The organism is Tenacibaculum agarivorans (assembly GCF_001936575.1).
Taxonomy (GTDB): Bacteria; Bacteroidota; Bacteroidia; order Flavobacteriales; family Flavobacteriaceae; genus Polaribacter; species Polaribacter agarivorans.
On the sequence record NZ_MSMP01000001.1, the window covers coordinates 174,713 to 197,302 of the forward strand.

The 22,590-nt window shown below is 30.6% G+C and carries 21 protein-coding genes; 11 read left to right on the forward strand and 10 right to left on the reverse strand.

Going from position 1 to position 22,590, the window contains the following annotated elements; translation table 11 throughout:
* Window positions 1–6: 6 nt before the first annotated feature.
* Genes BVC87_RS00780 through porZ form a run of 3 tightly spaced genes read right to left on the reverse strand, consistent with a single transcriptional unit; the run spans window position 7 to window position 5,551 of the window.
* Window positions 7–2,505 (reverse strand): TonB-dependent receptor, encoded by a 2,499-nt coding sequence (locus BVC87_RS00780; protein WP_075340430.1) that lies wholly within the window; start codon window positions 2,503–2,505, stop codon window positions 7–9.
* A gap of 2 nt (window positions 2,506–2,507) precedes the next feature.
* On the reverse strand, window positions 2,508–3,230 hold the full coding sequence (gene recO, locus BVC87_RS00785; RefSeq protein WP_075340431.1) for a DNA repair protein RecO: 723 nt from the start codon (window positions 3,228–3,230) through the stop codon (window positions 2,508–2,510).
* Window positions 3,230–5,551 carry a type IX secretion system anionic LPS delivery protein PorZ gene (gene porZ / locus BVC87_RS00790; RefSeq protein ID WP_075340432.1) on the reverse strand — a complete coding sequence of 774 codons (2,322 nt, stop codon included), beginning with the start codon at window positions 5,549–5,551 and terminating at the stop codon, window positions 3,230–3,232. Before porZ ends, recO begins: the two co-directional genes overlap by 1 nt.
* 68 nt (window positions 5,552–5,619) lie before the next feature.
* Here porZ and BVC87_RS00795 point away from each other — a divergent pair, with 68 nt between their 5' ends.
* The gene (locus BVC87_RS00795) at window positions 5,620–6,090 is read left to right on the forward strand and encodes a CYTH domain-containing protein (protein ID WP_075340433.1); all 471 of its coding nucleotides are present in this window, start codon (window positions 5,620–5,622) and stop codon (window positions 6,088–6,090) included.
* A 40-nt stretch (window positions 6,091–6,130) separates the two neighbouring features.
* Here the strand turns inward: BVC87_RS00795 and trhA are convergent, their stop codons facing one another.
* On the reverse strand, window positions 6,131–6,772 hold the full coding sequence (gene trhA, locus BVC87_RS00800; protein WP_075340434.1) for a PAQR family membrane homeostasis protein TrhA: 642 nt from the start codon (window positions 6,770–6,772) through the stop codon (window positions 6,131–6,133).
* Window positions 6,747–7,535 (reverse strand): lysophospholipid acyltransferase family protein, encoded by a 789-nt coding sequence (locus BVC87_RS00805; protein WP_075340435.1) that lies wholly within the window; start codon window positions 7,533–7,535, stop codon window positions 6,747–6,749. Before BVC87_RS00805 ends, trhA begins: the two co-directional genes overlap by 26 nt.
* 120 nt (window positions 7,536–7,655) lie before the next feature.
* On the opposite strand from BVC87_RS00805, the gene trpS reads away from it, so the two are divergent.
* From trpS to BVC87_RS00820, 3 genes are all read left to right on the forward strand, one after another.
* Entirely contained in the window at window positions 7,656–8,624 is a 969-nt protein-coding gene (trpS, locus tag BVC87_RS00810; protein WP_075340436.1) for a tryptophan--tRNA ligase, read from the forward strand.
* A gap of 241 nt (window positions 8,625–8,865) precedes the next feature.
* Window positions 8,866–10,116 (forward strand): outer membrane beta-barrel protein, encoded by a 1,251-nt coding sequence (locus tag BVC87_RS00815; RefSeq protein WP_075340437.1) that lies wholly within the window; start codon window positions 8,866–8,868, stop codon window positions 10,114–10,116.
* Between the two features lie 117 nt (window positions 10,117–10,233).
* Complete coding sequence (locus BVC87_RS00820; RefSeq protein ID WP_075340438.1) at window positions 10,234–10,488, forward strand: hypothetical protein; 255 nt, start codon at window positions 10,234–10,236, stop codon at window positions 10,486–10,488.
* Window positions 10,489–10,568: 80 nt separating this feature from the next.
* Here the strand turns inward: BVC87_RS00820 and BVC87_RS00825 are convergent, their stop codons facing one another.
* Together BVC87_RS00825 and BVC87_RS00830 are read right to left on the reverse strand one after the other, a co-directional pair.
* Complete coding sequence (locus BVC87_RS00825; RefSeq protein ID WP_075340439.1) at window positions 10,569–11,609, reverse strand: NADP(H)-dependent aldo-keto reductase; 1,041 nt, start codon at window positions 11,607–11,609, stop codon at window positions 10,569–10,571.
* A 100-nt stretch (window positions 11,610–11,709) separates the two neighbouring features.
* Entirely contained in the window at window positions 11,710–12,897 is a 1,188-nt protein-coding gene (locus BVC87_RS00830; RefSeq protein WP_075340440.1) for a phosphoglycerate kinase, read from the reverse strand.
* 264 nt (window positions 12,898–13,161) lie between these two features.
* Here BVC87_RS00830 and BVC87_RS00835 point away from each other — a divergent pair, with 264 nt between their 5' ends.
* Window positions 13,162–14,361, forward strand: a complete 1,200-nt coding sequence (locus BVC87_RS00835; RefSeq protein WP_075340441.1) for a M57 family metalloprotease — start codon at window positions 13,162–13,164, stop codon at window positions 14,359–14,361.
* Window positions 14,362–14,517: 156 nt separating this feature from the next.
* Window positions 14,518–15,063, forward strand: coding sequence for a GNAT family N-acetyltransferase (locus tag BVC87_RS00840; protein ID WP_075340442.1), 546 nt, complete (start codon window positions 14,518–14,520; stop codon window positions 15,061–15,063).
* Here the strand turns inward: BVC87_RS00840 and BVC87_RS00845 are convergent.
* The gene (locus BVC87_RS00845) at window positions 15,044–17,791 is read right to left on the reverse strand and encodes a PD-(D/E)XK nuclease family protein (RefSeq protein WP_075340443.1); all 2,748 of its coding nucleotides are present in this window, start codon (window positions 17,789–17,791) and stop codon (window positions 15,044–15,046) included. The two genes, BVC87_RS00840 and BVC87_RS00845, sit on opposite strands and share 20 nt — an antisense overlap.
* 54 nt (window positions 17,792–17,845) lie before the next feature.
* Here BVC87_RS00845 and BVC87_RS00850 point away from each other — a divergent pair, with 54 nt between their 5' ends.
* Genes BVC87_RS00850 through BVC87_RS00870 form a run of 5 tightly spaced genes read left to right on the forward strand, consistent with a single transcriptional unit; the run spans window position 17,846 to window position 20,508 of the window.
* On the forward strand, window positions 17,846–18,376 hold the full coding sequence (locus tag BVC87_RS00850; RefSeq protein WP_075340444.1) for a DUF2199 domain-containing protein: 531 nt from the start codon (window positions 17,846–17,848) through the stop codon (window positions 18,374–18,376).
* Window positions 18,377–18,381: 5 nt separating this feature from the next.
* Window positions 18,382–19,170, forward strand: a complete 789-nt coding sequence (locus tag BVC87_RS00855; RefSeq protein WP_075340445.1) for an amidohydrolase — start codon at window positions 18,382–18,384, stop codon at window positions 19,168–19,170.
* A gap of 6 nt (window positions 19,171–19,176) precedes the next feature.
* Window positions 19,177–19,569: a hypothetical protein gene (locus BVC87_RS00860; RefSeq protein ID WP_075340446.1), complete on the forward strand. Its 393-nt coding sequence runs from the start codon at window positions 19,177–19,179 to the stop codon at window positions 19,567–19,569.
* Window positions 19,569–20,195: an acyloxyacyl hydrolase gene (locus BVC87_RS00865; protein ID WP_075340447.1), complete on the forward strand. Its 627-nt coding sequence runs from the start codon at window positions 19,569–19,571 to the stop codon at window positions 20,193–20,195. Before BVC87_RS00860 ends, BVC87_RS00865 begins: the two co-directional genes overlap by 1 nt.
* 13 nt (window positions 20,196–20,208) lie before the next feature.
* Window positions 20,209–20,508, forward strand: a complete 300-nt coding sequence (locus BVC87_RS00870) for a DUF1905 domain-containing protein (RefSeq protein WP_200799145.1) — start codon at window positions 20,209–20,211, stop codon at window positions 20,506–20,508.
* A gap of 376 nt (window positions 20,509–20,884) precedes the next feature.
* On the opposite strand, the gene BVC87_RS00875 is transcribed toward BVC87_RS00870, so the two are convergent.
* The gene (locus BVC87_RS00875) at window positions 20,885–21,865 is read right to left on the reverse strand and encodes an acyl-ACP desaturase (protein ID WP_075340448.1); all 981 of its coding nucleotides are present in this window, start codon (window positions 21,863–21,865) and stop codon (window positions 20,885–20,887) included.
* Window positions 21,852–22,589, reverse strand: a complete 738-nt coding sequence (locus BVC87_RS00880) for a lysophospholipid acyltransferase family protein (RefSeq protein WP_075340449.1) — start codon at window positions 22,587–22,589, stop codon at window positions 21,852–21,854. The genes BVC87_RS00875 and BVC87_RS00880 overlap by 14 nt, the downstream gene beginning before the upstream one ends.
* Window position 22,590 lies beyond the last annotated feature (1 nt).

Below are 22,590 nucleotides of genomic sequence, written 5' to 3' on the forward strand. Positions count from 1 at the left end.
CTTATTTTAAAAATTGGCAAATACACTTAAAGATAAGTTCCTCCCTGGTGCAGAAACTCCTGAAGCAAATTCTCTATAGTGTTCATCAAAAATATTATCTAACCTACCTTGCACACTTATGTTTTTACTTAAATTATACCTAGTAAAAACACTCATTGTCTGCCAACTTGGCGAACCAAAATATTTTTCTTTGGCTAAAGAAGCATCAGGATCAACGATTGGGGTTTGTTCTACATTATCTATTCCTTCATTTACATTAAAATCTTCAATATCTTTTCTAGCATTAAATCGGAAATTAATCCCTGCTTCAAGTTTATCATTTACATAATTAACGTCAAAATTTCCAAATAACGGTGGTATAGACGACATTGCTTCATCAGTATCAAATGTATTTCCTTTAGTATATGTAATCGATCCTACTGTAGACCAATTTTTGAATAGCTTTCCTTGATAATTTAGCGTAAACCCTGTAACGTAAGCATTTTTCCTATTTACATTCGCTAATATGTCGAAACTTTCAACATTATCAGTACTAAACTGATCCCCGTCATAATCTAACACTAAAGCAGGAGTAGTCATAGGTAAAGGGTCTCTATAAATATAATTATCTAGCAATGTATAATAGATATTAGCCCCAATCTTAAACTTTCTATTGTTAAAAAATTTATTGAATCCAACTTCGGCACTATAGGCATGCTCAGGTTTTAAATCAACATTAGGAATAGTTAATCTATTAGATTTTTCTCTTATCTTTCCTACATCATCTATGTTTGGTGATCTAAATCCTGAAGATAAAACCGCATTAAACTGCCAATCTCTCACAGGTTTATATACATACCCTAATGTAGCTGTAACTGCCGTATTATTCAAACTAATGTCAGCATCTGGCAATGTAATAAAAGTAGTATCAATCCATTTTGCTTCTAAATGTGTATTAGTAAATCGTATACCTGAACTTAAGGTAGATTTAGTAGAAATATCTTGTCTATAATCTACATACAGCGCAGAACTTAGATAGCTACTCCCTCCATCAGGATAACGAGATTGCACAGCAAAATCACCATTAAAACCAGCTATTTTATTATTTACAATATTTAATACTTTTCCAAACGAATTTGAATTTACATCATTATAATCTACTTCAAAACCATATCCTAGATTCCTATTCTTTGCTAATGGAACTGAAAAATCTCCATTAATACTAAAAATATCTACCTCTTCTTCTCTGTAAGATCTTTCTAGACTTCCAAATTTTCTTTGAATTCTACTCTCTTTAATATTTTGGTATGCTAATGTAAACACACCTCTTTGCATCCATTTTTTCTTTGGATGAATTTCCAATTGTGGTGAAATTAATAATCGTTCTTGTGGACCATAATACCATTCTGCAAATTTTAATGAAGATGGATCAGATTCATCATTTAACTCAGTAAGACGATCAAATCTAGGAATATCAGAAGATGTAGAATATTGAATATTTAACTTAAGATCTGTGTTCTTAGAAAGAGGCACATAAAATTTTTGCAACACATCTGTTTGATTATATCCTGTATTTCGTTGCACATTGCTATCAGGATTTAGTGTTGGGAATTCATTATAATTTCCATTCACATTTTCTGAAAAGTATGTTACTTTTCCCCAATCATTAAATCCATGAGAACGATTTTTACCCATTGTCAAATCTTCAAAATTACTATGAGAAACGCTAGTAAAACTTGCCCATTTTGGAAATCTAAGCTCTATTGACCCTTGATTTGTTGTTTCATTATTCACCGTTGAATAACGAGAAAAGAGACTAGCTTTTACCTCTTTTTTCTCCGATATTTTGGGTGTTTTAGTATAATAATGGATAACTCCTCCCAAAGCATCTGACCCGTATATAACAGAGGTAGGCCCGAAAACAACTTCAGTTCTATCTAACATATTTGGAGCTACAGTTATTGCATTTTGTAGATGCCCTTTTCTGTAAATAGCATTATTCATTCGTACACCATCAACCACTAGTAAAACACGGTTGCTCTCCATTCCTCTTAATACTGGACTTCCTCCCCCAAATTGTGATCTTTGCACTCGAATCCCGGGAATAGATGCCAATACATCTGCAGAGCTTTGCGCTGTTATTTTCTGGATCTCTTTGGCTTTAATTACCTCTATCTGCTCCGCAATTCTTTTTGTTTTCGCTTTGTTTTTTAATACCGAAACTACCACCTCATCTAATTGTTCTGATTCTTTAGATAAGTACACTGTATTTTCGTTCAATACAATTGTGCTCTTAGTACTTGAGAATTCTGCATAAGATACATGAGCAAAATAGATGACTTCTTTTTCAGAAAAATCAGAAATATCCACTCTACCATTTTCATTAGTAACTCCAGATTTTGTTTTTGCCATATTAAATATAGCCACACTCTCAATTACTTTACCAGTTTCAGCGTCGTAAACGGTAATTTGTTGAGAAAAAACATTTGAAAATGTAAATATAAAAAGTAATAAAATCCACTTCATTGTTAGCTAAACACTGTTTCTAAAACGTCTAAAGATTTTGGTTTTTTAAAGCCCTCCAAATGTAATTCAAAATATTGGATTATTATCTTCAGTACTATCTGTCTTTCTGTCTTATTGAAAGAAATTGTATGTATTGCATCAAAATTTGTGCCTAACAACCTTTTAAACAGAAGAAAATTTTCTCCTATTACCGTTGATTTTTCATGAGTAGATAGCGTGAAGTTACCTTCTAATAAATTAAAAGCTGTACCATGTTGGTTTGATGTGTCGGGGTAAAATCCTAAATAACGTGATAAGTTTAATAAAAATAATAAATGAAAGTTTGCAATAGAATTGTGTGTATCTAACCAGATTAAAGATGTTTCTATATAGTTAAACAAACTCTCATTTTTTTCTTCTTCTTGAATAATACTTGACAAAATTTCCGCAATAAAAAGTACTATAGTTTGCTTAATCACTGAAGTATGAATAGTTTCATATAAATATGAAACTTGAGCTTCTCTGATTGAATTTAACGTACCTTTATTATTATGATTTGCTGTAAGTAGTAATTGGGTTAACGGCTGAAAATATGCCGCTTTTAACTTTCCTTTTTTAGCCTTTAACACTCCTTTAATCATATATGTTTTTACACCTTCTTCTAACGTAAAACATTTTACAATTAAACTTGTATCTCCGTATTTTATAGCGCTAAAAACAATAGCTTTTGTAGTAATGGCTGCCATTAATTTACAATGGCAATTTTAGTGGAAGAAGACTCACTTCCATCGTCTGTAGCTAAAAGTACTATGTATACTCCTGTTGCTACTTTCTGTCCAGCTAAATTCCTTTTATTCCACACTACTTTTCCTCCTTGAATTTCTTGGCCTTCAACTACATTAGTTTCGTATACCAAATTTCCAGAAGCATCTACTATTTTCACATTTGTTCCTTTAGGTAAATTTGTTCCATTTCTTCCATTAATGGTAACCGTATCGTGATTTTTTAATACAGGATTCGGATATGCGTATACTACTCCTAGTTCGTTACCAAAAGGAGCAACATTACTGTTATACGCTACAATACCTTTATCAGTTGCGAAAAACACTTTTCCTGAAGATTCATCAACAGCTATTTTTAAAATTTTATTCGATGGTAGCGGTGAGTTGTCTTTAGTAAAACTAGCTAAAGTATTTTGACCATCTGCATTTGTGTATAACACACCTGCACTTTCAGTACCAAACCATTTGTTATTAGCCCCATCTACCTTGATAGAATTTATCGTTTGGTCTCCCAATAATCGTTTTGGAATTCCTTCATCCAAGATAATAACTGGTTCTGCATCGAAAGTTGTTGAGTTAAAAATAGACGTCGGATTATTGAAAACAACCATTCCTGTTAAGGTACCAATCCATAATCTATTATTCTTATCTACCGCTATGGTTCTTGTGTTTCTATTTGGTAAACTTCCTCTAGTAGGCTCTTCTGTTAATGCAGCTTTTCTATTTCCATTTTCATTATACGCAAATAATCCATTACTACGTGTAGCAATCCAAACTGTATTTGCATTATCTACTACTACTTCACCCATACCTGGTCTGTTTTCTAGATATAATTCGTTGATATTATATCCCACCCAACTCCCTTCTGGGGTTAACTTTTTTAATCTAGAATTTGCAATTAAATTTGTCACCCAAAGATTTCCTTCTCTATCAAATGCGGTTCCAGCTATACGAACAGTAACACGATTAGGGTCTGTAGGTTCAATATCTTCTAATGGACTATTTAAATGGTTATAAAATTGACTTATGTTATCATCTACCACTTCGTATAAACCTCCTGTCAATCTTGTTGTAAGTTCTCCAGTATCTCCAAATGAACTGATAAAAACTCTATTATCACTATTCTTGTCTATGGTAACATTTACTAGATCTCCAAATGGATTAGTCGGATTAAATGGCGTATTTAGCCATGTGTTTCCATTAAAATGTGAAAATCCCTGTCTAATTTGAGATGGTGTAAATGTAGCATCGTATCCTCCATACACTACCCATAAATTATTATTATGAACGTCTATTGAAAAAACCTGATTAGATAATGGTCCTTCTGGATGAATTTCAACATACGACTGTGAAGTAATCGGAGCTGTTAAGATTCCAAACTCTGATGTTCCTAAAAACATATTTCCATTATTAACTACACTCGTATTTAAGCTAAAATCAAATGTAGTACTTGTTATATTTGATCCTGTTTGAATTAAAGATGTATCATAGACTAACGTTGATTTTGACAACGTCACTACTAAACTTGTTTCAGCAACAGTCATATCAACTATATTTTCCGCAAATGACAATACGTTTTGTGATGTTGCCCCATCTAAACGAACTATATTTTGACCTGATACTGCATAAATTCCTCCACTAAATGATGTAATATTTTGATAACTCCCTGTAAATCTTTGTTCCCAATTACTTGCGTCTATTAAGTTTGCATTATCTACATCTGCTACTAAGATTCCGATATCAGTAGCCGCAAAAATTTCATTATTTGCTACAGTGATTTGGTTGATGTTAATTGAAGAAGATCCTGGACCTATAAAATAGGTATCTCCAAATTCTAACTTTTCAATATCATAAATAATAATTGCAAATGAAGTTGCTATGAATAACTTTTGTTCGTATTCAAAAATGGCATTGATTCTTTTTAAACCTGATTGATTGAAATTAACTATATCAGGAGAAACAGTTACAGAACCATCATTATCCACAACCTCTATCAATCCATTATCATAACCAATTACAATTCTATTAAATTCTTCATTGTAATGAATTGCTGAAGTTGTTTCACCAGAAAGTCCATTAACAGAAGATAGTTTATTCAACTCTTGAGTAGTTGTATTATATGAAAAAACAGCATTATCTGCTAACGCAAAAATTACGTCATTAGTAATTACAAAATCTTTTACATTGTTGTAAGAAAAAAAATCTTCCCAATTATCACTGAAATCGATTTGCGCCTGTGAAACACTATAAGATAATAGAATTAAAAAAGTTATAATTTTCTTCATAATCGTTTCAAAGATATCTAATAATAACGACAAAAGCGATACATTCGTACAAATTTGAATTCAGTAGTATGAGCGTAGAAATTGAACGTAAATTCTTAGTAAAAAATGATCTTTTCAAAGAACAATCTGAAAAGAAAGTATATATAAAACAAGGGTTTTTAAATTCTGATAAAGAACGTGTAGTCCGAGTTCGCTTAAAAGATGAACAAGGGTTTTTAACTATTAAAGGAGCTTCTAATATTTCTGGTACTACTCGTTTTGAATGGGAAAAGGAAATAACAAAACAAGAAGCTTTGGATTTATTCAAATTATGTGAAAAAGGAAATATTGAAAAATACAGGTACTTAGTAACTATAGATCGTCATACTTATGAAGTTGATGAGTTTTTAGATGACAATTTAGGATTAATTGTTGCTGAAATAGAACTCTCTTCTGAAGATGAAATTTTCACCAAACCTGATTGGCTCGGTGAAGAAGTTACTGGTCAGGCTAAATATTATAATTCTAATCTAAGTAAATACCCATTCAATAAATGGTAGTTGTATAGTCTACGTAGAAGTTTCTTGTAAAAAAATAGTATCACAGATTATAAATTGCCCAAAAGTGACAAATACTTCCTAAAAGCACAAAAACGTGAAAAATTGCGTGATTATAAGGTATTTTTTTAATAGAATATAGTATTGCTCCTATAGTATAAAATATTCCACCAGCAATTAAGTACTCTACTCCCTCTTTCGATAAACTTTCTATTAACGACTGGATAAAAAATACTACTAACCATCCCATGGCTACGTACATTACTGTAGACACATGTTTTAATTTACCTGTGAAGAATAATTTGAATAGGATACCTACAAACGCAAAAGTCCAAACCGTAAAAAATATATTCCATCCTAGTTGTGAATCTAAAGCTACTAGACAAAACGGGGTATAACTTCCAGCAATTAACACAAAGATTGCTGCATGATCAAAAACTTTTAATCGTTTTCTTTTCACAGGGTCTGTTTCTTTATGATAAAAAGTAGAAGCTGCATATAAAATAATTAAGCTGAATCCGTATACAATAAAACTTAATCGATACCAAAATTCGATATAACAAAAAGCTTTTTGAATCAAAATTGGTAAGGCAACTAAACTTGCCATAAGACCAAAGCCATGCGTAAGAACATTCAAATGCTCTTCTTCTTTACTATATTCATTCAATAATTCTTTGTTTTTCATTTTTTACCTTGTTAGTATCTTTCATGTAACGCTCATCATTCGTCAACTCATTATACATCAAATCAAAAACTTGTTTTTTTAACTCAAATCTATCTTCAAGCTTTAGTTTAGCTGTAGGTATAAAATTATATTGCTTAGCTCGTAAAGTAGTTGGTCCTCCTTTAAAAATATCCCAAGAAAAAGATCTCTTACAATCAAAATAAACCTGAGGAACAATTGGAATTTGATGCTCAATAGCCAAGCTAAAAGCTCCATTTTTAAAAGGCGCTAAAACAATATCTTCTTCAGGCACTAATCCTTCTGGATAAATAGCTACACTAGTTCCGTTTTTCAATCGTTTTTTTGCTAGACCATATACTTTTCTTCTACTACTTGCATTGCCTCTATCAACCATAATGACTACTCTTTTGTAAAAGAAGCCGAATACTGGAATTTTAACCAATTCTTTTTTCCCTACAAAAACAATTGGATTTTTACTCATGATAATCATCAACCAAATATCAAAAAAGGATGTGTGATTTGCACAAAAAACGTAACTCTTATTGCTATTAATTTCTTGTTCTCTTTCAATATTGAGTCTAAAACCCATTCCGTACACCAACAAATACGAAAAAATCCGAACTACTTTCCAAAAATACGGATAGAGTTTTTCACTAGAGGATAAAATAATAAGCACTGGAGACATGAGTACAATACCCAAAAACATGAGTACATAAAACCATGCACGCCACAATAAAAGAAAGGGAATTTTTATGTACTTCATATTTGCTAATGTAGTAATTTCTTTTGTTTGATAGATTTAAATAGTACTTTTGTTTCCTTTAAATACTATATTATTTCTCTATAATTATATATCGAAATAATTTAAACAAACAATCAAATAATGTCAAGGATTTTAACTGGTGTACAGAGTACAGGAACTCCACATTTAGGAAATTTATTAGGTGCTATTTTACCTGCTATAGAAATGGCAAATCAGCCTGAAAATGAATCGTTTTTATTTATTGCTGATATGCATTCTTTAACTCAAATTAAAGATGGAAACTTACTACGTGAAAACACCTACAGTACTGCGGCTACATGGTTAGCTTGTGGTATTGACATTAATAAAACTGTTTTTTATCGTCAGAGTGACATTCCAGAGGTTACGGAATTAACTTGGTATTTAAATTGTTATTTCCCATACCAACGTTTAACCTTAGCACATAGTTTTAAAGATAAAGCTGACCGCTTAGAAGATGTTAATGCAGGATTATTCACCTATCCCATGCTAATGGCTGCTGATATTTTACTATATGATGCAGAGATTGTTCCAGTAGGTAAGGATCAGTTACAACATTTAGAGATGACTCGTGATGTTGCAAACAGGTTAAATAATGTTGTAGGTGAAACATTAGTTCCGCCTCAAGCTAAAATTCAAGAACACACGCAGTTAGTTCCTGGTGTTGATGGAGAGAAGATGAGTAAGTCTCGTGACAATGTAATTAATATCTTTTTACCAGATAAAAAATTACGTAAACAGGTTATGAAAATTCAAACAGATAGTACACCTTTAGAAGACCCTAAAGATCCAGATACTGATAATGTTTTCGCGTTATATAAATTATTAGCTACTGAAGAACAGATTGCAGAAATGAGAGCAAACTATGAAGGTGGTAATTACGGATACGGCCATGCTAAACAAGCACTATATGAGTTGATTATAGATAAGTTTGCAGATATTAGAGCTAAATACAATCATTATATGGAAAACAAAAATGAGATTGATGAAGCTTTAGCTATTGGTGCAGAAAAAGCTAGAAAAGTTGCTCAAGATGTTTTACAAAGAGTACGTACTAAAGTTGGGTATTAATAATTCCTATCTAAATTTTACAATCTTTACATACTTGAAATACCACCTTAGGTGATCCAATACTTATTTAGATTGTATCGAGAGCAATTTTAATGCTTTTCGATACAATTTTATTTCATTACAATATATATACCGCTATAATTAACATAGTTAATTAAGTACTAATAATATGAACTAAGATTATTAGCATTCTAATAGAAAATTATATATTTGCCGCCAGTTTTAATAAAAAAATTTAATTATGAAAAAGAAAATATTCTTTTCGGTGATTTTTATTGCCGTTTTCAAACTGTATGCACAAACAACTTTTCAAAAAGGTTATTTTATCACAAAATCTGGAGAGAAAATAGATTGTTTAATCAAAAATGAAGATTGGCGATACAACCCTACAAAATTCACCTATCAATTACTTAATAGTGATCAAATAAAAACCGGGAATATTGAAACAGTACAAGAGTTTTCTATTCCAACAAAATTTAAATACGTAAAAAAAGAGGTTGATATTGATAAATCAAGTGATGGAGTTGAAAACCTTAGTACTAACCGTACTCCTTCTTTCCAAAAGGAGATCTTATTCCTAAATCACCTAGTTCAGGGAGAAGCAAATTTATTCTCATATTATAAACCTGGTTTACAGCGCTTTTTTTATGATGTAAACGACACTAATGTGAAACAACTTATTTACAAACGATATAAGTTCTCGGCTTTCAAAAACGGATATTATCAAAATGAAAAGATTGCCAAAAATGAACGATTTAAACAACAATTATTAAAGGATTTAAACTGTAATGATTTAAATACAAATAGTGTAAAAAGATTAGACTATTCTAAACAAAGCTTAGTAAATTATTTTGTTAAATATAATACTTGCAAAAATCCTAATACATCACTTGTTGTAAACAACAAAAAAAAGAAAAACCAATTTCACCTATACCTCAAAGGTGGAGTGAGCAATACTTCACTAGAGCTTAAAAATCCTGTTTCAGTTTTTGGCACATCAGATTTTGGAAGTAAAATTGGATTTCGTATTGGTGCTGAATTAGAGTATATTTTGCCTTTCAATAACGATAAATGGGGCTTATTTATAAAACCAACATATCAATCTTTTTCTGGTGAGGTAGAAGCATTAAGAGATGATATTCTAATGGTAGGTGATTTATTGGTCAAAACTAAAGTAGACTACAGTTCTATTGAAGTTCCTGTAGGTGTACGTCACTATTTCTTTTTAAACAAAAACTCTAAAATATTTGCTAACATAGCTTATGTTGCAGATTTTTCAAGTAGTGATCCTATCACTTTTTCTAGAGAAAATGGCGATATTTTAAATGAATTAGAAATTAACCCTACTAGTGGTTTTGCATTTGGTTTTGGATTCAGATATAAAAAGTTCAGTATTGAACTTGAATATATCAAAAGAGATATTATTAATGCTGTTTCTTGGAATACTAGTTATTCAGCTGGTAATATTATATTAGGGTATACCATATTTTAAGAGAAAAACACTTTTTAAATCTTAGGTTAAACACGATATAAATAACAGGCTTATAGCCTGTTATTTCTTTTTTAAACTATAGTAATTTTACCTTGTAATTAACCAAAACTTAAAACTATGCCACATTTTGCACAAGGGACTACGGGCTGGACCAAATTAAAAAGCTATCAGGCTTTATGGGATCCAAAAATTGATTTAGGGAAATTTTACTTCACTACCTTTCAAGGAAAAAGAGAAGAAACACCATATATGACTGCTGAAAATTTTGCTAGGGTTATTGACATTTTACGAAATGAAACTCCTGTGTATGGGAACGCAACAACAGGATCAGTAACGACTCAAACTGAAGCAGTAGGGGAAGAAGAGAGTTAATTAAACTACACAACCAAAGCAAAAACCCCGAAGTCTTAGCTTTGGGGTTTTTTATATTATGTAAATAGAGATATTTTTAGTTAAGGCGCTGGATTTGGCATCGCAGCATGTACTCCCTCTATTTCATTTAAAATCGTATCCGATAATTCTACATGAATAGAACCAATATTTTCTTTTAATTGATCCATTCTAGTAGCGCCAATAATATTACTGGTTACAAATGGCAATTGATTAATATACGCTAATGCTAATTCAGACAGTGTTAATCCATGTTTTTCTGCTATAGCTAAATACGCTTTTACTGCATTTTGAGATCCATCTCCCATATATCTAGCAATGAATCTTGGAAATAAAGTTCCTCTTGCTCCTTCCGGTTTTCCTCCATTTAAATACTTTCCAGAAAGTACACCTTGTGCTAAAGGAGAATAGGCAAGTAAACCAATATCTTCACGTAAAGATACTTCAGACATTCCATATTCATAACCACGGTGAATTAACGAATATGAGTTTTGAATAGTTACCATTCTAGGCAATCCATTATCTTCAGCAGCTTGTAAATATTTCATAGTTCCCCAAGGAGTTTCATTAGATAAACCTACATGCTTTATTTTTCCTTCCTTGATTAAATCCGCTAAGGTTTCTAAAATCTCAATATGATTTTCCGCTTCTTTCGCAGAAGTTTTATATGGATAATCTCTAACTCCAAAGCAGTTTACACCTCTATTTGGCCAATGCAGTTGGTATAAATCAATATAATCTGTTTGTAAACGTTGTAAACTTCCTTCTACGGCTTTTTTAATATTTTCTCCTGTTAATCCTCCAGATCTAATATGAGCTGTATAGTCACCACCTCCCGCAACTTTAGAAGCTAATACTACTTTATCTCTGTTTCCTGTTTTTTTAAACCAGTTTCCGATAATTTTTTCTGTAGATCCATAAGTTTCTGGAGTGGCAGGTACTGAATACAGTTCAGCAGTATCAAAAAAGTTTACACCTTGATCTAAGGCATAATCCATTTGTTCAAAACCTTCTGCTTCTGTATTCTGATTTCCCCAAGTCATAGTTCCTAAACAAATTTTAGAAACTTTTACATCAGTATTGGGTAATGTTGTGTATTTCATGTATTTCAATTGTTTAATATACTAATGTAATAATATATCAATTAACCAACTCAAGATACATTGTTCCATTAATACATTACTAAATTATAAAATTGATATATTAATTTAAAATTGCATCAATTCCTGGTAGAACCTTTCCTTCTAAGCTTTCTAACATAGCTCCTCCACCAGTAGATACATAACTTACTTTATCTGCAAATCCGAATTGTTTAACTGCAGCAACAGAATCTCCTCCGCCTACTAAAGAAAATGCTCCGTTTTTAGTTGCATTATCAATATAGTTTCCTAAGGCAATTGTTCCTTTAGCAAAGCTCTCCATCTCAAAAACACCTAGAGGACCATTCCATAATATGGTTTTACATTGATTTACTACTTCTTCAAAGTTTGCTAATGATTTTGGTCCTGCGTCTAAACCTTGCCAATTGTCAGGGATTGCCATCACATCAGCGATTTGTGTTTCAGCATTGTTATCAAAAGCATTTGCTGCTACAACATCTACAGGAATATGTATTTGTACATTTTTAGCCTTTGCTTTTTCTAAAATTTCAAGTGCTAAATCCATTTTATCGTCTTCACAAATAGAGTCTCCTACTTTACCACCTTGTGCCTTTATAAAAGTAAACGTCATACCTCCTCCAATAATAAGATGATCTACTTTATCTAAAATATTTTCTATGACTGTAATTTTAGAAGAAACTTTTGCTCCACCAAGTACAGCTAATACAGGCTTTTCAGAATTGTTTAATACCTTATCTATACTTTCAATTTCTTTAGCTAATAAATGTCCAAAACATTTTTTCTCTGGGAAAAATTGTGCAACAACAGCTGTTGAAGCATGCGCTCTGTGTGCAGTTCCAAAAGCATCATTCACATATATATCTCCTAACTTAGATAATTGTTCTGCAAAAGCTTTATCTCCCGCTTTTTCTTCTCCGTGAAAACGTAAATTTTCTAATAATAAGATTTCTCCGTTCTTTAGGTTTGCTACAGCTTCTTCAACAGATGCTCCTACGCAATCGTTTACAAATTTTACTTGCACACCAATTACTTCACTTACTTTATCTACAATATGTTGTAATGAAAACTTTTCATCAACTCCTTTTGGACGACCTAGGTGCGACATTAATACACAGCTTCCACCATCTTCTAAAATTTTAATTATGGTAGATTTAGCAGATTGAATTCTAGTATCATCAGTTACTTTAAACTCATCATTTAATGGCACATTAAAATCTACGCGGATTAACGCTTTTTTATCTTCAAAATTAAAATCGTTGATTGTTTTCATTATTCTATGTTTTAGAAGTTTGCTCTTTTGTTGATTTCAACAAAAATAATTATTCTAAATTAGAAAAAACATGATTAAAAAAGCTTATTTCTCTAAATTTATAACGAAAACGTTTGCCAAAAACTATATAACTTTAATTCTTCACTAAAAAAGACAAAACTTGTTAAGTTTATATTAAAAAGACAGCAATTTCCTTCATTTTTTGATAACCTTAGAAACAATTACATTAACTAGATTTATCACAAATATTAAACCGAAATTATTATGAAAAAAACCAAAAAAATCTTCTTATTATTTGCTATTACTTTAATCACTTTCTTTTCTTGTAATAAAGATAACACAATAGTTCAATCTGATAATAATGATTCAGCATTAACCGCAAGTGACAGGAGCAACCCTGTAGTACAAAAATTAATAGCACACGGAACAAAATATGAGGATATACTTGAAAGTGAAAATTTCTTTCATGTTAAAGATCTTTTATTTTCAAAAAATATTGAAGATTATCAATATCAAGATGAAATAAATACTGTTCCTAATAAGTCTATTACAGCTAAACAGTACAGAAGTGAAGGCTTGGTTTCTCTTTTTAATTTAAGAATTAAAATTTACCTACACCCTTCATTAAGAAACTTCTACTTAGGTTCTTTGCAAAATGCAATTAGAAGGTATAATAATATTACTGATTGTGGATTATTTCTAGAATATGTAGAATCTAGATCTTCTGCATCAATAGAAGTTGACCCTAAAGATTTAGGAGGAAGGGATGATGAACAATTAATAATAAGAGCTAATGCTCAACTACCAACTGGTGGTAGACCAGGTAGGCAAATGTTTATTAATATAAATTCTGATATTACAGAAACTGTTGATGTAACAAGAACAAAAGTTGAATTGTTCTTACATGAAATAGGGCATTCTATTGGTCTAAAACATACTAACTGGAGAAGTAATGGTGAGGGGAGTTATGGATTTGTTCCAGATTTATTAGGTATTTCACCTGATGAACCAATTCACATACCTGATACGCCTTCTGATGAAAGTGATACTAAATCTATTATGTGGTCTAGTATTGATACTGGTTTCTATGGTTTTACTAATTTTGATTTAGTAGCTCTTAGGTATTTATATCCGCATGCTTATAAGTTTAGACAGATTACCGATTTCTATTATACTGAACCTGATGGCGAGTATGAATTAAGTGAAGATGTATACGCAGATGTTTATACAGATGCCTCTTATTCTTCTCGTTTAACATTAACAAGCAGTACTATCATTAATTATTTCTTGGTTACTGAAAATTCAAATGCTTCTAATTCTGCATACAGTAGACCTATTTCACAAACTCTTGCTCCTGGTAGAAATACGTATTTCTTAAGGAATGTGTATAGCCAATGTTCACCATACCAAGGTGAAGTTTGTACAAGTGAATATTTAAATTGTTGTCCTGTTTTAAGGAACTAATAGTAATATAGACTTACAATACTAAAAAAAACCTCTGTTTTACCAGAGGTTTTTTTTAGTATTCATTATAATAGAAAAATATATTAACTGGTTAATTTAATTCTCATTTTTCTTACTTTTATTACAAAAAATTTAGCCAAATCAATTAACTCTCCAATGATTATTTTTACTAAAACTTCTACCCAGTTAGAATTAGAACAAATATTACAGTTACAGCAACGTAACTTACCCAAACAACTTTCTGAAGAAGAAAAGAAAACTCAAGGTTTTGTTACTGTAGAACATGATCTGGACATACTTTCTAAAATGCATGATTTTCATCCTCATATTATTGCAAAAGATAAGAATAAAGTGGTGGCTTATGCATTATCTATGTCTACTACATTTAAACGTGAAATTCCTGTGTTAATTCCTATGTTTAATGAATTGGATAAACTCCAAATAGATCCTAATTTTATAGTAATGGGACAGGTTTGTGTTGATAAAGCTTACCGAGGTAAAGGGATTTTTAGAGGGTTATATACTACAATGGCGACTACTTTTTCTAATAAATTTAAAAGTATTATTACAGAAATTGATAGTACAAACACTAGATCTTTACAAGCTCATGAAGCTGTTGGTTTTAAAGAAATTTGTGAATATAAATCGGGAAAACAAGTTTGGAAAATAGTATCCTTAAAAATTAAAAAGGCAACTCACTAGGTTCTATAAAAGCAATTTCAGGGTTATAAATTTCTAACAACAACTCCTTTATTTGGGCTATAAAATCTGTTATTCGTTCTGGTGTTACTAGATGATCTTTTCCTCTATATTTTTCTGAAAAATTCAATTTCATAAATCCAGATTTCAATCTTTTAAATGAAATGATTCCTGCCTCTAATGGAGTGCTTACAACTTCACTTTCACTGAACATATATGCATATAATAATACCTGTATTGCTTTGCTATATTTAAAGTCCATGATATGGTCTGCTCCTCCAATTTTTAAATCCGTTTCATTAACCAATCCTGTCTTATAATCAATGATTCTAGTAACTCCATTCAATTGATCTACCCTATCCACTTGTCCATGAATTTTAATAGGAAAGTCTATTCCTTCAACAGTTACAAAAGCTTCGTAGTTTTTTTCTAGTTCTAAAATTTTTAACTCATTATTTTCATCAGCAAGTAATTCTATTTCTTGATTTAAAAAATTAGTCACAAACCGAACTGCAACTTCAAAAATAAGTCGATTTTTACCCGTAGAAACATCTCCATTTTTAAAATACTCAGAAAAATATTTATGTGATAATTGGTTTACTTTTCCTTTCATTTCTTCAACATCAGATTTCGATAAATAATTGCCCCTCATCGGCTCGTAAAGTTCTCGTAATGTTTCATGCACTACAGTTCCTAACGTATTAAACGCTACTTCTTCTTCTAAATCGTCAAACTCACGAATTTTCAACACCTTTTGTTGATAGAAAGCTATAGGATTGTATAAATAATTGGTTAACGCTGATGGAGAAATTCCTTTTCCTGCTAATTCTTTCAATGTTTCTGCAATAGCGTCATTCTTTTTTATCTCCTTTTTTTCCGTAGTGTTTGCTGAAATCTTGGGACTTACTATGGTGTGCTGAATGTTTTCTTTAAGCAATTCTAATTGTGTAATAAATCTACTTTTTTCTCCTCCTCCAAAAGTATCGCTTTCTGTATTATAAAGTAAAAACACATTTTCTGCTCTTTGTATTAACCTGAAAAAATGATAAGAAAAAATAGCATCTTTTTCTCGATATGTAGGGAGTCCGTAAGCTACTTTAGCATCAAAAGGAATGAATGAAATTTGCTTATTATTTGCTGGAAAAACACCTTCGTTAACTGAAGTTACAATGATATTTTTAAAATCTAACAAACGGGTCTCTAACATTCCCATTAATTGTAACCCTTGTAACGGTTCTCCTTGAAAAGATAGGTTTTCAGAATTGATTAATTGTTTAAAAAACTGATACAGTGTTTTTATATCTGAAAAATACCCGAACTCTATTTGTAAATTTTGTAACTGATTAAAGACAGTGTAATACCTGAATAAAAATTCTTTTTCTAGGCCCTCTACATCATTTTTAACAGCTTCAATTAAATTCAAAATTCTTACTAAAAAATCATCTATAGTCTTAAACTCTGTTACTAAAGATAATAGTAAATCTTTTTTGTTTTCGGAAATTTCTTGTAGAAAAGAGGCTATATAGGATTTGTCTACAAATGTTCTATTTTCTTTAAAAATAGTAGTTACAATTTCATCAGAAATTGAATTATTATCCTTTAATAGTAATCGGTATAATAAAGGTGCTTTAATCAGCTTTATTACTTCTTTGTAATAAAATACTTTTGCCTCTTTTTTTTGTAATTTTTCTTGACTAATAAAAAGTTGAAAAATGGATAAAAACAAACTCGTAGAAGGAATATCTTTTAAAGGATACCCCATAGTAATGTTTATTGATGAAACATTTTCTGGTAACGAATTTAATGTGATAGGCAATAACGATTCGTCCGCTAATACTAAAGCTGTATTGTTATAATTTGGAAATTGAGTTAGTAATTCTCCTGCATATTTTTGTTGCGAAACATTTTTAGCGGCTCCAATAACTCTGATGTTTTTGGGTTGAGAAAACCAATTTCCAATGGTTTTTATTTCATTATTTTTATAATAATTCCAACTGGTTTTGTATTTTCTAATAAAATTCCCTGCTTGATGATTTGAGTATAAAAATGCTTCATCTATGTCCCAATACACCTCCGTATTCCCTTCGGAGAGCATTGTTTTTAAGATATATTCTTCAGCTTTATTCAGCGCATTAAAACCAATAAAAAAGAATTTTCTGTCTTTTGTGTTTTTTAAAAAATCTTCTAGCCTTTTTGTTGCTTCTCTATATAAACAACCTTGGTATCCAATTTTATTATCTAGTAAAAACTTATAAAAAGCCGTATAGTATTCATTCAATCTTTCTGTAAACGCAAAATGATCTTTCATCAATTCTGTTTCTTGAAATGTCCCCTTAACAGACCATTTTTTTAACCGTTGTACATCTCTTATGTATATAAAGACTTCTTCTGCATTGACCAAGTGCTGATCTATTTCATTAAAATCTTGTAATACTGTTAATGCCCAAGAAGAAAAAACATCAAAAGTATCAGGATTAGATTCTTGACTTTTGTATGTCTTATAAAAATAAAATAATAGCTGTATACTATCTATTTTTCTAATTGAGGATACTTGTTCAGTAAATCCTTCAATAGTTAAAATTTCAGGTAAAAACCCTACAACACCTTCATTTTTTAGTGCTTGTTTTACAAATACTCCTGCACGATTAGAAGGTAAAACAAAGGTTACATTATTAAATGTAGTATTTGTTTTTAAAATATCTTGAATGGTTTCCTGAATAAACGTTTGCATAACTCGAAAGTACAATAATTATGTTATTTTTGATAGACATCTTACCAAGAAGATATGTTCTGGAAAAAAAAGAAAAATAAAGAATTTAGATGTTCTGTATGTGGTGAAATACATAACGAATGGCCTGCTTTAGCTTATGCTTCTCCATCAAGTTATTTTCAGTTAACTGAAGAAGAAAAAAACAATATTGCTAAAATAAATGATGATTTCTGTATTATTAATTATGAAGATCAAACAGATCGATTTATTAGGGTGGTATTGAAGCAAAAAATTGTAGATTATGATGATATATTAGAATATGGATTATGGGTTTCTCTAAGTGAGAAAAGTTTTAAAGATTATAAAACTAATTTCAAAAACACGAACCATGAAAATCAATATTTTGGCTGGTTATCTAATTATTTACCTGATTATACATTTACGAAGAATATTCCTACAACTGTTGTAACTAAAACTGGTAATGAAAGGCCTGAAATTTTTCCTCACAAAGATTTTGATGATCCCTTTATTAAAGATTATTATAATGGCATTACAAAGAAAGAAGCTGAAAAAAGAATACATGAAATGCTAAAAAACGATTACTAAACCATATGGACACAATGCATGTTTCACTACTTCAATCTAACTTAGTTTGGGAAAATCCAAAAGCTAATTTGGAACACTTTACCTCTAAAATAAATGTAATTGATAATACTGTTGATCTTATAGTACTTCCTGAAATGTTCACTACTGGATTCTCCATGAATGCAAAATCTTTAGCAGAAGATATGGTTGGTGAAACTATACAATGGATGCTACACATGGCTGCTCAAAAAGACGCTGCTATAGTAGGGAGCATTATTATTGAAGAAAATAACACCTTTTATAATCGATTACTTTTTGTATTGCCCAATAGTGAAATTAGTTATTATGATAAACGACACACGTTCACATTAGCTAAAGAACATGAAACTTATACTTCTGGTGCTGAAAAAATAATTGTGGAGTATAAAGGTTGGAAAATTTGTCCTTTAATTTGTTATGATTTACGTTTTCCTGTTTGGGCAAGAAATACAGAAGATTATGATCTGTTGCTTTATATAGCAAGTTGGCCTAAAAAAAGGATTAACGCATGGGATGCTTTATTAAAGGCTAGAGCCATAGAAAACATGAGTTATACTATTGGTGTAAATAGAGTGGGTATGGATGGTAACGATTATGAATATGTAGGACATTCTGCTGTCTATGACAGTCTTGGGAATTGTTTATCTACAGAACACAATGAACAAGAAGAAACTATCTCAGTGGTATTACATAAAGATAATCAAAACACTATTCGAAAAAAATTAGGATTTCTTAATGATCGAGATGAATTTAGAATAATGAATATGAATTCATAATATAAAATGCAGGATATATTCAAACTAACCCGTATTCAATTTATTATTATAGTCTTATTTGTTCTTTTCAAGCTTTTACGACCAATTGTTTTACAACATACCTCAATTGAATTTTTAAAGATTTTAGTATTATCCTTACCTAACTTTTTTGAAGGTATTTTAGGTGTTTTACTATTGACAGGTATAGGATTATTGGTAACGAAAAGATCTAATATCAATAAAAAATTGATGTATTTGACGGCCTTAGTTATAGCTTCTGTCTATACAATTACTCAAGAATTTAAAATTCATAACTTAGGAGGGAATAATGTTTTTGATCTAAATGATGTGTTATTTTCAATAGTAGGTTTATTACTAGGATATTTTATTGTTACTAAATTAAAACCTGAAATTAATTAATGAAAAGGTATCTCTTTTACTTTTGTTTATGTTTTTTAAATTATAATAGTTTATACGCTCAAGAAGCCAAAAATAGATACTCTTTAGGTTTAAACTATGGACAAGCTTCTCAAAATCTTTTTCCTCTTAATGATTCTGACTATTTGTACAATAATCAATTTCTAAAACTACAAGTCAATTACAAACTCACCCAAAAACAGAATTTCAATTTTGAACTTTTATTGGAACCTAGTGTCTATTTTGTGAATTATCAATTATTGAATGAACAATTTATTCGCTCTGAAACAGATAATTATTTAGCTCTTAGGCGACTTTATACTCAAAGGAGAAAATTTTTAGAATATGCACTCAATATTGGAATTCTTCTACGCTACAACATTACAAATAATTTTAGCTCATATCTATTAGCTAGTGTAGGCCCGATGGTTTCAGGTGCAGATACAGAGCGATTAAAAAAAGGATTTGCTTTTTCAGATGTTGTAGGTTTAGGTTTTGCTTTACAGCAAAATCGAATAACATTTGATTTTAGAATTACCCTCAGACATAATTCTAATTTAGATTTTGCTTTCCCAAATAGTGGACATAATAGTTCTGGAATAGAGTCAGGTATTTCTTTTCAATTATAAAATAAAAGGGTCTATGAATGGAAAAATTACATATGAATTCTCTAGTATATTATGGAAACACAGCTCATCTGGTGGGTGGCACTTTGTTTCTCTTCCTAAAGATATATCAAAAGAAATAAGAACTCATCATCAATGGTTAGAAGAAGGATGGGGAAGAATGAAAACAACTGCTAAGATTAATGGTTTCGCTTGGGAAACTTCTATTTGGTTCGATACAAAGTTAGACACATATCTACTACCTGTTAAAGCAGAAATACGAAAAAAAGCAAAACTAGCTATTGGTCAAGATATTAAAATCAGCATCACTATTTAATAATTCTTAAAATCACCCAAAACGGGTGATTCTTTTCACTTATGCTGTATGTAAATTTGAGTTTATCAAAAAAACCAAATTATATATAATTCTAACTTTAAATATGTTGAATTATAGATGGTAAATTAATTAAAAGTGGGGAGTATGGAGTGTCCTGTTTGTAGTTCTAAATTACTAAGGAGAAAAAGAAGGTCTATCTTTCAAAAAATAGTAATGCCACATATGAAATTGTACAAATGTGGGGTGTGTAAAAGTTCGTTTTATAAAACAAGAACAACTGTTAAACTTATAAAGAAAACAGAAAGTGTTTTACACTAACTGCCCTTAGCATGGGATGATGACCAAAAAAACCGAGTTTAAAACTCGGTTTTTTGTTTTATGCTGGAATCATCCATTTAAATTTAAAATCTGTATCAGGAATCACAATACGTTCTGTAATTCTATACATTCTTTCTGGAAGCTTCATTAAATAATCTCTAGCTTTTTCTGCTTCTGCAGTTAATCCTGTTATTTTATCTATCTCCCAAGTCTCATTCAACTTCTTTAAAATATCTACATAGTCAAATCCTGTATATACACCTATACGTTGAGCTACTGTAGAAAAGTCATCAAATAAACTTCCCTTTGCATTAAACGACTCTCGTAAATGCATTGCCGGCATTACTATTTTATGTCTCATCATTTTTTCAAAAGCCAACATCATTTCACTAGGATCTATTTTGAAAATTTCCTTCACAAACTCAGTGTATGCTTTGTGATGACGCATTTCATCTCCTGCAATAATCTTAGACATTCTAGCTAATAGCTTATGTCCTTTTTTACGAGCTATTTTTGCTACGTTATTATGTGAAATATACGTTGCTAATTCTTGAAAACTTGTATACACGAAATTCTTATACGGATCAGTAGACGTACCTATATCAAAACCATCTGCAATTAGATACTGTGTAGATATTTCCACTTCTCTCATATTTACTCTTCCTGAAAGATATAAATACTTGTTTAAAACATCTCCGTGTCTATTTTCTTCAGCTGTCCAAGCTCTCACCCATTTAGCCCAACCATTATCTGGATCTTGAGTAACTCCATCTAAATCTAACAACCAAGACTCATAAGTAGGTAAAGCTTCTTCAGTTATCGTATCTCCGACTAAAACTACCCAAAAATCATCGTCTAACTCTTTAGATATTTCTCTAATTTCTTTTACCTCCTCTATAAAATTATCACTTTGAGAGTTTGGTAAAAAATCTGTAGGTTGCCAAATTTTTTCTACGGGGATTAAAAAATCTTCTACAAAACCATGGATTTTAGTCTCCAAGGTCTTCATCACTTCCTTTCTAATATTATGTATTGACATTAATTTTACTTTTTATTTGTGCTTCTACATTTGTAAGAACTTCATCTATATTCTGATCTTTCAAATGAATAGGTTTATGTACTTCTAGTGTTAATGGACTAAATACTCCTAAAGGAAATTTTCCATACTTAAAAATCTTCCAAGAATTATTTATAGATACAGGTACTATATATGCTTCAGGATTAAACTTAATTATAGTTTTTAATCCACCTGTAGAAAACTTCTTGGGTGCTCCATTTCTACTTCTCGTTCCTTCAGGAAAAATTACTGCTGACCAAGCATTACTATGTATTCTTTTCGCAAAGTTTTTCAATTCTCCTAAAGCTTGTGCTCTATCTTTTCTATCTATTAAAGCTGCTCCTCCATGTCTTAAATTATATGAAATACTAGGAATTCCTTTACCTAGTTCTATTTTTGAAACAAATTTTGGATGATGTTTTCTTAAATACCAGATTAACGGTGGAATATCAAACATACTTTGATGGTTAGACGCAAAGATTATAGTGGTATTTTCAGGAATCTCATGTTCATTTTTAAATCGAACTGGAATACCTAACACTAATAAATTCTTTACTAAACACCAATTCAAAAGGTCTACAGATGCTTTATGTGCTTTATAACCGAATACATTAAAACAAACCCATTGAATAGGATGAAAGACCAATAAAATCAGAAAAAACGTTACTCCATAAATTGAAGAAAGTATATAACTTATAATTTTCATA